At 37.4% G+C, this 12,553-nt stretch carries 15 protein-coding genes, 1 tRNA gene and 2 pseudogenes; 5 read left to right on the top strand and 13 right to left on the bottom strand.

Annotation, left to right across the window (positions count from 1 at the left end; translation table 11 throughout):
- Window positions 1-43 precede the first annotated feature (43 nt).
- Both HL290_RS00830 and HL290_RS00825 read left to right on the top strand, forming a co-directional pair.
- The gene (locus tag HL290_RS00830; RefSeq protein ID WP_005045867.1) at window positions 44-835 is read left to right on the top strand and encodes a hypothetical protein; all 792 of its coding nucleotides are present in this window, start codon (window positions 44-46) and stop codon (window positions 833-835) included.
- Between the two features lie 175 nt (window positions 836-1,010).
- Window positions 1,011-2,447, top strand: a pseudogene (locus tag HL290_RS00825) (diguanylate cyclase domain-containing protein); the annotation flags it as partial.
- A gap of 32 nt (window positions 2,448-2,479) precedes the next feature.
- On the opposite strand, the gene HL290_RS00820 reads toward HL290_RS00825, so the two are convergent.
- Window positions 2,480-2,659 carry a hypothetical protein gene (locus HL290_RS00820; protein WP_005038911.1) on the bottom strand — a complete coding sequence of 60 codons (180 nt, stop codon included), beginning with the start codon at window positions 2,657-2,659 and terminating at the stop codon, window positions 2,480-2,482.
- 207 nt (window positions 2,660-2,866) lie between these two features.
- Between HL290_RS00820 and HL290_RS00815 the strand changes: the two genes are divergently transcribed.
- Window positions 2,867-4,102: a pyridoxal phosphate-dependent aminotransferase gene (locus HL290_RS00815; RefSeq protein WP_003650326.1), complete on the top strand. Its 1,236-nt coding sequence runs from the start codon at window positions 2,867-2,869 to the stop codon at window positions 4,100-4,102.
- 87 nt (window positions 4,103-4,189) lie between these two features.
- Here the strand turns inward: HL290_RS00815 and HL290_RS00810 are convergent, their stop codons facing one another.
- Window positions 4,190-4,606 (bottom strand): GFA family protein, encoded by a 417-nt coding sequence (locus tag HL290_RS00810; protein WP_198495327.1) that lies wholly within the window; start codon window positions 4,604-4,606, stop codon window positions 4,190-4,192.
- 186 nt (window positions 4,607-4,792) lie between these two features.
- On the opposite strand from HL290_RS00810, the gene HL290_RS00805 reads away from it, so the two are divergent.
- Window positions 4,793-5,230 carry a PaaI family thioesterase gene (locus HL290_RS00805; protein ID WP_198495326.1) on the top strand — a complete coding sequence of 146 codons (438 nt, stop codon included), beginning with the start codon at window positions 4,793-4,795 and terminating at the stop codon, window positions 5,228-5,230.
- 15 nt (window positions 5,231-5,245) lie between these two features.
- Here the strand turns inward: HL290_RS00805 and HL290_RS00800 are convergent, their stop codons facing one another.
- Both HL290_RS00800 and HL290_RS00795 read right to left on the bottom strand, forming a co-directional pair.
- Window positions 5,246-5,677 (bottom strand): hypothetical protein, encoded by a 432-nt coding sequence (locus HL290_RS00800; protein WP_198495325.1) that lies wholly within the window; start codon window positions 5,675-5,677, stop codon window positions 5,246-5,248.
- A gap of 41 nt (window positions 5,678-5,718) precedes the next feature.
- Window positions 5,719-5,859 (bottom strand): annotated as a pseudogene (locus HL290_RS00795) (hypothetical protein); the annotation flags it as partial.
- A 52-nt stretch (window positions 5,860-5,911) separates the two neighbouring features.
- Between HL290_RS00795 and HL290_RS00790 the strand changes: the two are divergent.
- Window positions 5,912-5,987, top strand: a tRNA-Asn gene (locus HL290_RS00790).
- A gap of 187 nt (window positions 5,988-6,174) precedes the next feature.
- On the opposite strand, the gene HL290_RS00785 is transcribed toward HL290_RS00790, so the two are convergent.
- The 9 genes from HL290_RS00785 to lepB all read right to left on the bottom strand — a co-directional run bounded on the left by HL290_RS00785 (window position 6,175) and on the right by lepB (window position 12,491).
- A complete protein-coding gene (locus HL290_RS00785; protein WP_151743905.1) occupies window positions 6,175-6,933 on the bottom strand; it encodes an SDR family oxidoreductase in 759 nt (252 codons plus the stop codon).
- A gap of 300 nt (window positions 6,934-7,233) precedes the next feature.
- On the bottom strand, window positions 7,234-7,878 hold the full coding sequence (locus HL290_RS00780; protein ID WP_004643658.1) for a tRNA-(ms[2]io[6]A)-hydroxylase: 645 nt from the start codon (window positions 7,876-7,878) through the stop codon (window positions 7,234-7,236).
- A gap of 6 nt (window positions 7,879-7,884) precedes the next feature.
- Window positions 7,885-8,610: a pyridoxine 5'-phosphate synthase gene (gene pdxJ, locus HL290_RS00775; protein ID WP_016137382.1), complete on the bottom strand. Its 726-nt coding sequence runs from the start codon at window positions 8,608-8,610 to the stop codon at window positions 7,885-7,887.
- Between the two features lie 13 nt (window positions 8,611-8,623).
- The gene (gene recO, locus HL290_RS00770) at window positions 8,624-9,337 is read right to left on the bottom strand and encodes a DNA repair protein RecO (RefSeq protein ID WP_005045856.1); all 714 of its coding nucleotides are present in this window, start codon (window positions 9,335-9,337) and stop codon (window positions 8,624-8,626) included.
- A 9-nt stretch (window positions 9,338-9,346) separates the two neighbouring features.
- Window positions 9,347-9,550, bottom strand: coding sequence for an NF038104 family lipoprotein (locus HL290_RS00765; RefSeq protein ID WP_004790744.1), 204 nt, complete (start codon window positions 9,548-9,550; stop codon window positions 9,347-9,349).
- 17 nt (window positions 9,551-9,567) lie between these two features.
- Entirely contained in the window at window positions 9,568-10,590 is a 1,023-nt protein-coding gene (gene era / locus HL290_RS00760; RefSeq protein WP_080028321.1) for a GTPase Era, read from the bottom strand.
- A gap of 11 nt (window positions 10,591-10,601) precedes the next feature.
- Window positions 10,602-11,294, bottom strand: coding sequence for a ribonuclease III (rnc, locus tag HL290_RS00755; RefSeq protein ID WP_004643662.1), 693 nt, complete (start codon window positions 11,292-11,294; stop codon window positions 10,602-10,604).
- Window positions 11,266-11,640, bottom strand: a complete 375-nt coding sequence (locus HL290_RS00750) for a DUF4845 domain-containing protein (protein WP_198495323.1) — start codon at window positions 11,638-11,640, stop codon at window positions 11,266-11,268. Before HL290_RS00750 ends, rnc begins: the two co-directional genes overlap by 29 nt.
- A 23-nt stretch (window positions 11,641-11,663) precedes the next feature.
- Window positions 11,664-12,491, bottom strand: coding sequence for a signal peptidase I (gene lepB / locus HL290_RS00745; RefSeq protein WP_198495322.1), 828 nt, complete (start codon window positions 12,489-12,491; stop codon window positions 11,664-11,666).
- Between the last annotated feature and the right edge of the window lie 62 nt (window positions 12,492-12,553).

Below are 12,553 nucleotides of genomic sequence, written 5' to 3'. Positions count from 1 at the left end.
TCAGTTGCAACATGAAGCTATCCATTAAATAAAAAGCATAACCATGACCTATCAATATCATGATGAAAGTATTGTAACCGAACTTCCCGAAGATACAGTTTTTGTATTCGGAAGTAACCTTGCTGGACAACATGGTAGCGGTGCAGCACGCGTTGCCAGTCAACACTTCGGAGCAGTTGAAGGTGTAGGTCGCGGCTGGGCTGGTCAAAGCTTTGCAATTCCCACCTTAAATGAACATATTCAACAAATGCCTCTTTCACAGATTGAGCACTATGTTGAAGATTTTAAGATATATGCAAAAAATCATCCTAAAATGAAATATTTTGTCACGGCTTTAGGTTGTGGCATCGCAGGTTATAAAGTTTCTGAAATTGCACCACTGTTCAAAGATATCCATCACAACGTTATCTTTCCAGAATCTTTCAAACCTTATGTTGAAGATAATGCAGTTTCTGAATTTCCGACATTAACCCAAAAGATGGTGAAAAGTTTCATTAATGATGAGGTTATTTTTTACTTTAATCATGGAAGTGAATCTTTTGAAGAAGCCTTAGATAAAACAGATTTATCAAGTGCCGAAAAAGCCATTGCTCTTATTGTTTTAAATGAAGAGCTATACCCTCGGGATCGTTATGGACGAGGCCGTGATCATGAGCTGAGTGATATTTTAGGAAAGCTTAATGGTAAAATTTTTGATCTGCACGGAAACTCTGAGGGTGCCATGATTTTTGTAAGTGCTGTGGTTGCACTCATGGAACTTTATGATTTTGACGAGCAAGACTTTATCAAACTCTGGCGTGGTGAAAAGAATATTGACCACCCTATTAATCGTTAATTTTTCTTATAAATTTATGAGCTAAGCAGATAATATCTGCTTTCTCATTATTTTCTTTTCACTTAAATTTAATCTTTATATTTTTAATTATTCTAATAAATTTAAGTTCTTTAGCTTCCCAAATTCTAATTTTTCTCATTATACTTTAAGGCAAACTGAATACTTAAAGAAACATATGGAAACTTTAGATTCTTCAATTTTTGACCTTAGCCCAATTCCAATGTGGATTGAGGATTTCAGTGAAGTTAAACAACAATTTGATTTATGGAGAAATCAAGGTATTGAAAACCTCCATGAATTTTTAAGTCAAAATAAAAACTTAATCAGTGAATGTGCACATAAAATTAAAATTGTTCGTGTTAATCAAAAAACATTAGAACTTTTTGAAGCAAGAACTCACGAAGAGCTATATTCGAATTTAAATCTTATTTTTAAAAAAGAAATGTTCGAATCCCATATTTTTGAGCTTGAAGAACTATGGAATGGTAAAACCCACTTTTCAAGTACGACCGTAAATTACACCTTATCAGGCAAACGTATTGATGTTCAGCTAAGAGGCTCAATTTTACCTGGCTCTGAATCGACCTTTGAGCGTGTATTAATTACTACAGAAGACATTACGCCTTATCAAAATGCGCTTCGCGAGGAAGCAAAAAATCGTCGCTTGGCTGAGTCTATGTTCATCTATTCACCCACTTCTCTTTGGGTCGAAGATTTCAGCCGTATAAAAAATAGAATTGATCAACTCAGGTTATTAGGTATTGAAGATTTTAGAACTTTTCTAGATGTCCATCCTGAGTTTGTCCGTCAGTGTGTAGAAGATATTCTGATTTTAGATGTTAATCAGGCAACTCTTGATTTATTTAAGGCTCCTGATAAGTCGACACTTTTAAGAAATACACACAAGATTTTTGCTGAAGAGATGATTGAAACCTTTCGGGAACAACTCATCGAATTATGGCAAGGTAATATTCATCATAAGCGTGAAGCGATTAACTATGCCTTAGATGGGCAAATAAGAAATGTATTGCTTCAATTTACCGTTTTTCCGGGTTATGAAGATACTTGGGGACTGGTACAGGTTGCACTTACCGATATTACCGCACGAAAAAAAGCGGAAAACTATCTTGAATATTTGGGGCAGCACGATGTCCTGACCAAACTATATAATCGCGCTTTTTTTACAGAGGAACTTAATCGTTTAAACCGGAGTATTATTCGACCTGTTTCTTCAATTTTCTTAGATATGAACGGATTAAAAGAAACAAATGATCAGTTTGGTCATGATATTGGGGATGGCTTATTGCGTCGCGTCGGAAATATTTTAAGTCAGGCCATTTTAAATACAGCATATACGGCTTCTAGAATAGGTGGCGATGAATTCGTAATTTTAATGCCGGGGGCAGATGAGGCGAATGTTCTAATTATGCTTCAAACCATTCAAGAGCTTTTTAATATCGACAATCAATATTATTCAAGCCACCCAATTAGCATTGCAATTGGACATGCAACAACTCAAGCAAATGAACAAATTGAGGACATGTTAAAGCGAGCTGACCATCACATGTACCAAAAGAAAAAAAGCTATTATCAGGAAATTTTATTTAATCAATAAAAAAACAGGCATATTGCCTGTTTTCGAGATTAGCGTTTTCCCATAGAACGACGAGTACCACGCGGAGGCATCCACGTTCTATCTGCGTATTGCTCTGGTTTTGGACGCACTTGGTTGTGTACCGCGTCGTCGGCTTCATTGCTATCATTCGGCATTGGGAATGGCAATTTCACCAAAGCCTTTTTCTGTTTTGGCTGTTGCTCAGTCATGATTCATTCTCGAAATTTCGATTGCGACCTATTATAAATGATTTTCTCATTTCTTTCTAAAAAAGCTTCAATTGAATAAATATTGCTTAAGATGATTACTAAACTAAACTTTTTTACATCTGAAAAGGTTCACATCCGCAAATTACTTAATTTTTGCGATAAGATAGTATGCTTTTTATTTTTTAATCCCATAAGAGGAATATTGCCGTGGACGTACGTCTTTCTGATCGTGTCAATGCTATCAAACCGTCCCCTACACTTGCTGTAACCAACAAAGCTGCTGAACTTAAAGCTGCTGGCAAGAACGTGATTGGTTTAGGTGCTGGCGAACCAGACTTTGATACCCCTCAACACATCAAAGATGCTGCAATTGAAGCGATTAATAATGGTTTCACCAAATATACGGCTGTAGATGGTATTCCTGGGTTAAAAAAAGCAATTATTGCTAAGTTTAAACGCGATAATAATCTTGATTATCAAGCAAATCAGATTTTGGTTTCATGTGGTGGTAAGCAAAGCTTCTTTAACTTGGCACTTGCTCTATTAAACAAAGGCGATGAGGTTATCATTCCAGCACCTTTCTGGGTAAGCTATCCAGATATGGTCATTATTGCTGAAGGTACTCCAGTCATTGTGAAATGTGGTGAAGACCAACGTTTCAAAATTACTCCTGAACAATTAGAAGCGGCTATTACCCCTAACACTCGTTTAGTTGTATTAAACAGCCCATCTAACCCGACAGGAATGATCTATAGCAAAGCTGAATTAGAAGCTTTAGCTGAAGTATTACGTCGCCATCCACAAGTGTTTGTTGCATCTGACGATATGTATGAACCAATTCGTTGGGAAGATGAGTTCTACAACATCGCAACTGTTGCTCCAGATTTATATGATCGTACGATTGTTTTAAATGGTGTCTCTAAAGCATATGCGATGACAGGTTGGCGTATTGGCTATGCAGCCGGCCCAGCAAAAATTATTGGCGCAATGAAAAAAATCCAGTCTCAATCAACTTCAAACCCAACTTCTATTTCGCAAGTTGCTGCTGAAGCTGCATTGAATGGTCCTCAAGACGTACTTCAACCAATGATTAAAGCGTTCAAACGTCGTCATGACTTAGTCGTAAATGGCTTGAATGAAATCAAAGGGATTTCTTGCTTGCCTGCTGATGGTGCTTTCTATGCCTATGCAAACATTCGCCCTCTTATTCGTGCAAAAGGCTTAAAATCTTGCACAGAATTCTCTGAATGGTTACTAGAAGAAACTGGTGTAGCAGTAGTGCCTGGTGATGCATTTGGTCTAGGCGGTTTTATGCGTATTTCATATGCAACAGCTGACGAAGTACTCGTTGATGCGTTAGCACGTATCAAAAAAGCTGCTGACTCAATTGAAGGCGTAGATGCTGCAATTGCTTCTATTGAAGCTGAAAAAACAGCTAAGTAATTTATAATTTTAAAAAGAGGCTTCAACTTCAAGTTGAGGCCTCTTTTTTATGAATAGAAGCTTAAAAATTTTATTCGTAGCTACTATTTATGACTCAGCAGAATTAAATAAAGCCTCGACCTCAGCTTCAGTCATTTTTTTTGTATTGTTTTGAAAGGCATAAAAAGCGGGTTTTGAATCAATAAAAATTTCTAGATCTAACTTTAAGTCATTTACAGGTTCATCTAAAGAAAATGCATTAATGTTGCAGTAGCCTTGATCCTTAGTTCTCCAAAAAATTGTAGTTCCACAAGCGTTGCAAAAGCCTCTTTCTCCCCATTCGGAAGAGTTAAAAATACTCAGATGCTCTTGTTGAATAAACTTTAGACTGCCTTGTACAACATCAATCGTCATAATAACACCACTGGTTTGTCGGCGACACATCGAACAATGGCAAACATGCACATCATGATTTTTTAGCTCTACCTCAAATGTAGTCTTACCACATAAACATTGACCGTTCATTATTATTTCCCATTGATAAGTTTTATATTTTTAATTTCATAAAATATTCTGTCTAATTAAAATTTACAAGTTTGTAAACTATAACTGAACTTATCACTTCATTTTTCTAACTTGACAATAGTACTTTTACATCATAATTTAAACTTAAGTTCCATTTAAGAACTTATAAAATTAAAGGACTCAAAAATGAAAAATCCCATGGAAATGACTGGTCTTGAATTTTTACAAGCGATGATTGATAGCCATATTCCAGCAGCAAGTATTAGTAAAACCATACCTATGCAACCTACTGAAATCTCAGAAGGTTCTGTTACTTTTAAAGCGCAAGCAGATCATAATCATCTAAATCCGTTAGGGGGCGTACATGGTGGTTTTGCGGCTACAGTTTTAGACTCTGTGACTGGCTGTGCAGTACATACGATGTTACCTGCTGGTGTAGGTTACGGAACAATCGATCTTAACGTAAAAATGTGCCGTCCTATTCCAAAGAACCATCCTTTAATTGCAACAGGCAAAGTCATTAACATAAGTAAAAACTTAGGAATTTCCGAAGGAAAGATTATTGATGAGGAAGGTAAACTTTATGCCTATGCAACAGCAACCTGTATGATTATTCGTTCATAGTCATAAAAGGCAGCCTTAAACCGCTGCCTTTTTTATTGAGTAATCTGGATTATCTGGACGATCACAAGTTTGAGCCACTACATAAGGTGCCCAAATATTTTTAAGTTGAAGTTCTATAACTTCTTGATGTTCAGTAGACCAAGCTAAAACTTTATTTTTGCCCAGCAGTAACTCCCCTTCTAATTGAAAAATATATAGGGGTTTAGATTGATCTAATGCTTTTGAACACTTTAAAACTTTTAGTGAACTATGCACATTCCATTTAGAACTGAACCAAAGCTGTAATAAATCACCTAAGTACAAGTCCTGCTTTTTAAAAGGATAAGCATCAATCGACGCACCCTCTACAGGTATGTAATAAGAGTCTGGTCGACTTAAAATATTGAGATAATTGCGTTGATAAAAATCAAAATTAGAAAAAATAGAGGCAACAGTAAGTGTTTTCATACTTATCTCCGATTTAGCCATTTTAGTGCTGGCAAGTTGGTTTAAATCCACACTGTTTGAATTTCTTCAAACGCTTGTTCTGTTTTGAATCTAGCAATTGAATTTTTAAAGCGCAAGTAATTTCTCAGCTCACCGCCCAACTGATCAAATAAAAAGCATACAACACAAAAATGAAGGAAACATGGCGATTTTCACTTGACCCTTCTCAAAATCTCCTTATAATCGCATGCAGATTCTCCCATAGCTCAGTCGGTAGAGCGACGGACTGTTAATCCGCAGGTCCCTGGTTCGAGCCCAGGTGGGAGAGCCAAATACAAAAAAGCCCGCAGCATTAAAGCGGGCTTTTTTTGCTATAAATTTTTTCAATAACTATAAAAAAATCCCCTATGACGACATAGAGGATTTAATTATTAATCTACTAGTTTCATTCAATGACCTAATCTAAATCAAAAAGAGATATCACCTTCAATCCTCTTCTTAGGTCATTTTTAAACTTATTATTCTACTTCAACAACTTTTAAAGGATTAAAAGACTGAGAAGTCGGCATAATTTCAATACGGTTAATATTAATATGTGGAGGCTGTGATGCGACCCACGCTACCGTATTTGCAATATCGTCAGGCAAGATTGGGTTCTTTTTATCATACAGACTATTTACCTTATCCTGATCACCCTTGAAACGCACCAAAGAAAATTCTGTACCACCACAAAGACCTGGCTCAATATTAGTCACTCGGATGCCAGTACCTGACAGATCAGCTCGAAGATTTAAACTAAATTGCTCTACAAATGCTTTGGTTGCACCATAAACATTACCACCCGGATATGGGTATGTACCTGCAATTGATCCCATATTGATGATTAAACCGGACTTTTTCTTCACCATATTCGGTAAAATTAACCGCGTAACAGTGATCAATCCTTTAATATTGGTATCTACCATGGTGTACCAATCATCCAAATCTGATTTATCTGCTGGCTCTAGGCCTAATGCTAATCCAGCATTGTTAACCAATAAATCAATTTGACTGATTTGGAATTCGGCTGGTAAATCAACCAATGCTTTATTTATATTTTCTACTGTATCTGTCATATCAAATACGAGTGGATAGAATTTTTCCCCGAGCTCTTGTTGTAATTCTTTTAGCTTTTCTGCTCGTCTTCCACAGCCAATAACTTTATAACCTAACTCAATCAGTTTTTTTGAAATACTATAACCAAAACCCGCAGAAGCGCCTGTAACTAATGCTAACATTCTTATATCCTTAAAATATTCGACTACTTTAGTTGAACCGATTATGAACAAACCTATCTTTATATTTACATAATATTCGTTATTACTTTAAAAAATAAAAGAATTTTATAAAAAATTTGATTATGGATAACAATATTTAAGGAAATTAATTATATAGATATGATTTTATCAGGAGTATCAGGTAATAAATACCGCATCCCCAGATGCTAACCACTTATAAAAAATAATTAAAAAATTTAAAGGTTAAAATAAAAAAAGTTTACCTAGAAAGATAAACTTTTTTATTTACAACTTTTTTGATTATGCAGGTACGCCGCTGTGAAAACGGAAGGTATCATCAGGCGTTAAAATCAGGTTCTTTTCAACCTCGCGAATATGCTCAATGCGCTGCTGAATATCCTCTTTAGGATTTTTCATTTTTGCAGTGTTTGCCACATCAAGCGCAAGTGCTAAATAGTCTTCAAAATGACGAGACTCTGACTTAAGCAAATAGCGATAGTAGCGCCCTAACTCTTCATCTACACGTGGGGCAAGTGCATGAAAACGTTCGCATGAGCGAGCCTCAACAAAAGCACCTACCACAAGTACATCAATTAAAGCTTCTGGCTCATAAGTACGAATCTCTTTACGCAACCCACCTGCATAGCGCCCTGCACTTAAGCCATCCCATTTCTGACCACGCTTGGCCATTAGCTCAAGCACCTGTTCATAATGGAGCATTTCTTCCCGCACCAGTTGTGCAAGCTTCACTTGCAAATCAGGGAAAAAGCTATAGCGGAACATTAAGTTCATTGCTGTACTAGCTGCTTTTTTTTCGCAGTTAGCATGATCTTGCATCAAGATATCTAAATTATTGATCGCTTCATCTAACCATGCTTTGGGCGTTTGACATCCTAAAAAGGCCAAAACAGGTTGCATTAGTTCATCGTAATTGATACTCGACATAACCAATTATCCTGCCACCTGAATTGCTGCTTTCATATCTTTGACAGCTTGAACAAGACCTACAAAAATGCTATCAGCAATAATTGAGTGCCCAATGTTTAACTCGTGAATTTGCGAGATAGCAGCAATTGGAGCAATATTTTTAAGGTTAAGTCCGTGACCCGCATTTACCACCAAACCTTTTGAAGCTGCGTATTCAACACCTTTAATAATACGCGCCAATTCAGCCTGTTGATCTTGCTCCGTTGCGGCATCTGCATATGCACCCGTGTGCAACTCAATCGTAGGTGCGCCACACGCAACTGCTGCATCAATTTGAGCTAGATCAGCATCGATAAATAATGATACGTCACAGCCAATAGCAGCTAAAGTCTGAGTTGCAGCTTTAACTTTTTCAAAGTTACCTACTACATCCAAACCACCTTCAGTTGTTACTTCTTGGCGTCTTTCAGGAACGAAGCATACATGCTGTGGCTGAATTTCTTTCGCAAACTCGACCATTTCATCAGTAACAGCCAACTCTAGATTCATGCGTGTTTTTAATAATGGACGCATGCGGCGTACGTCATCATCCTGAATATGGCGACGATCTTCACGCAAATGCAAGGTAATCCCCTCTGCACCAGCTTGTTCACAAATAAGAGCAGCTTCTACAGGGTCTGGGTAAGTAGTACCGCGCGCCTGTCTTAAAGTAGCAACATGGTCTATGTTTACACCAAGCAATGCAGCCATAAATAAATCCTAATTACGATTGAGTTTGAGTATTTTGAATCCACAATTGTCGACTTTTTAGGGGACGATCTCCTAAAAGCGATGTAATCATTTGACGGTATAGTTTACCTAATAATTGCAGTTGTTCGTGAGAAAAATCCTGCCCTTGCTCATAGTCCACCATAGACAAAATCGCTTTTCCAGACAAAGAGGAACGACTCGCCTGCGCAACGGGAGCAAAACCTTCGGTCACTTGAAATTGATAAAACTGATGAGATTGAATCGGCTGCTGCTGAGTATCAATTGAGAAATCAAGCGCGTACCCTAGTTCAGGCAGAAGCACATGTTCGAACTGACGCAATATCTGTCTTAAAAAAAGATCGGGTTGATCAGTAGAAGCGAGCTGCTGTAACTGCAATAGAGTTAACTGATATTGCTCAAAAGATTGAGGCATTGCCTCTTCTAGTGGACATAGCCGAAGAATGATTTCACTTAAATAAAATCCGGCAAAAAAGGCGTCACCAAAAAAGAAAACAGGCTGATTTAATATTTCTAACTTAGTAAAGTTCTTCAGCTCACTTTTACCAGTTGCTTGCAATCGGATAGGTTGATACTGAGGGGGCGGAGTCTGTCTTAAAATACCATCGACTCGCCCATACTCCTGAGTAAAAAGATGCACAATATGACTTTTTTCACGGTACTTACGGTGATGAATCATATATCCATGGAGGACTTCATTGCGCATCATAAAAAGAAACTATTCCTCAGATTCTTTTTCTTTTTTGTCATCCTCATCATCACCATCAGGAATCACCGCACCTACAACAGCCGCTGTACCTTTGACAACACCTTTTGTAGTTTTATAGGCGATACCTACTGGTACGGTTACAAGCTTATATACACAACCTTGTAACATCAATGTACATCCAATTATAGCGACCAATGATGTAATTGTTTTCATACCAGTATCCTTATCCTTTAGATATCACTATATCCTAAGCTTTTTAAGGCACGCTCATCATCAGACCAGCCACCCTTCACTTTTACCCAAAGTGTGAGCATAATTTTTTGCTCAAACATCTTTTCCATGTCTTTTCGAGCATCCATACCGATTGTTTTAAGCTTGGCACCTTTTTCACCAATCACAATCGCTTTCTGGCCCGCACGATCTACAAAAATCGTTGCATCAATATAGGTACAAGCTGGTTTTAAACGACCAGTTTTCTCATTAACAGCAGCCTCTTCCGTTTTGAAAGATTCAATTTGTACTGTTAAATCATAAGGTAGTTCTTCACCTAACTGACGCATGATTTTTTCACGAATAATTTCGCTAGCTAAAAAGCGTTCAGAACGGTCAGTAATCTGATCAAATGAATACAAAGGTGCTTGATAAGGAAGATACTTCTCAATCGTTTCACTCAAGTGTTCCAGATTTGCTCCGCGTAATGCAGATACAGGAACAATCTCGGCAAAATTCATTAGCTTGGCACGCTCTTGAATTAAAGGAAGAATATCTCTTTTATCTTCAAAAGTATCAGCCTTATTAATCACCAAGATAACTGGCATTTCAGCATTCTTAAGTTTTTCAAGCACTAAGTCATCATTTGGGGTCCACTTATAAGCATCAATAACAAATAAGACCAAATTGACGTCACGTAATGCAGAATGAGCTGCACGGTTCATCATTTTATTAATAGCGCGTACTTCTTTTTTATGCATACCTGGGGTATCTACATATACCGCCTGCATTTTTTCACGCGAATCAATACCAATAATTTTATGGCGTGTTGTTTGGGGTTTACGCGAAGTAATAGAGAGCTTTTGACCTAATAAATGGTTCATGAGGGTAGATTTACCCACATTTGGACGTCCTACAATCGCCACAAATCCGCTCTTAAAATCCGAAGGAATTGTCACGCCTTTGGAACTAAAAAATTGATCAATCAGATTATTAGGATCTTGGTTATCATTTGAATCTGGATTGATTTGATCAGAATGCATCGACATGCAGGTTATTGCTCCAATAACTTTAAAATTTCCGCCGCTGCTGCCTGCTCGGCAAAACGACGACTTGAACCCTCACCATAAATCTTTGATAAACCATCTATCAAACATTCAACTTTAAAGTGCTGGTGAGGTGCATCACCCTGAATATCTACAACCTCGTAAACAGGGAGAGGTTTTTTACGTGCTTGTAGATACTCTTGTAAACGTGATTTCGGGTCTTTAAGTTGATCCGTAGGTTCAATATGGTCTAAATAGGGTACATACCATTTTAGCACAATATCTGTAAGTAAGTTGAGATCACCACTATCAATATAAATTGCACCAATAATGGCCTCTACCGTGTCAGCTAATATTGACTCCCGATGATGACCACCAGATTTCAACTCACCCGTACTTAATATTAAACACCGACTAAGTTGCAAATCGGTTGCAATCTTACCTAAAGCTTCCTGACGGACTAAAGTCGCTCGCATACGCGTTAGACGACCTTCGTTTTCATTTGGATAGGCATGATATAGATAATTGGCAACAATCATGCCTAATAATGAATCGCCTAAAAATTCCAAGCGCTCGTAATTGTATTTATGACTCACCGAACGATGAGTCAAAGCTAACTGTAACAACTCAAGCTGCTTGAATTGATATCCGATGCGACTCAATAAGCGAGGATCACTTAGTTTGAACTGATGTTTTATCAAAACTCTTCTCAAATGTTAAAACTAAATCAATATTTGATAAGAAAGGTTTTCTTACTTCATATTTCTTTTTGACTGTCAGACCAGACTGATTAAACACTTGCGCAATCTCTTTAAAGTGGAGATCACGAATATTGTTCATTTCCAGTCGCTGATCCATTTGTGTCACAAACTTCCGTGGTGTGATCTCAGAAGAGCTTTCTTGCAAAAGCTCTTCTATTTGATTATTAATCAATCGATCATCCCAATATGCTGGCCAAACTGCAAGTACAGTTTTTACTGCAACTGCAAATATAACCACCCCAAATAAAATTGCTAAATACGAAGTACCTTGTTGTGCCTTACGCATTTCTTTTTTCCTAATGGTTGTTTTTAATCTATTTTTCCATTTCGGCCAAAGTTAGGAAGATGTAAACCCGGTTCTTTATGCATCCACACATAGAATGCTCGCCCTGTTAAATTTTCTTCAGGAACGAAGCCCCAGAAACGACTGTCTGCACTTTGATCACGGTTATCTCCCATTGCAAAGTAATGTCCTTTTGGAACAGTCACTTCCCAATATAAACCGTCTTGGTTTGCATATTTACCATTTTCAACATAGTTGATAAACGGTGCTTGACGTGCCACATTTACGCCTTCAAGCTCACGCATCGTAAAGGTGTGTTCACCAATCGTCTCTTTATGATAAATAGACGTTGGGGTATCTAACACATCTTTTTCACGACTAAACTGTGTTGATACTTTCGGTATTTTTTGTCCATTAATAATCAATTGTCCATGATCATAAACAAGATGATCACCTGGCAAACCAATTACACGTTTAATATAGCTGATGGTAGGTTGAGGTGGATAACGGAACACAATCACATCACCACGCTTTGGTTCTCCTACATCAATAATTTTCTTATTGACGATAGGTAAACGCACACCATAATCAAATTTATTAACCAAAATAAAATCACCAGTTTCTAAAGTGGGTACCATAGAATCTGATGGAATATTAAATGGTTCATAAAGAAATGAACGAAGTACAAGTACTACAGCTAAAACTGGCCAAAAGTCATAGGCCCATGTAATAACAAAATTTTCGTTCCCGCGCCCTTTATTTGCACGCTGTTTGAATACAAATTTATCTAACAACCACACTGCAAATAGAATCAGCGTAACTGGAACAAGAATTAAATTAAAATCAAAATCCACATGACCTCACTCGCAGCCTAGCTGCTTGTCTTAAAGTGAGGGAAAAGTAATATCTTACTTCT

The sequence above is a fragment of the Acinetobacter sp. AC1-2 genome (assembly GCF_016124155.1).
GTDB classification, from domain to species: Bacteria; Pseudomonadota; Gammaproteobacteria; order Pseudomonadales; family Moraxellaceae; genus Acinetobacter; species Acinetobacter calcoaceticus.
This window is presented reverse-complemented; position numbering and strand designations above follow the sequence as displayed.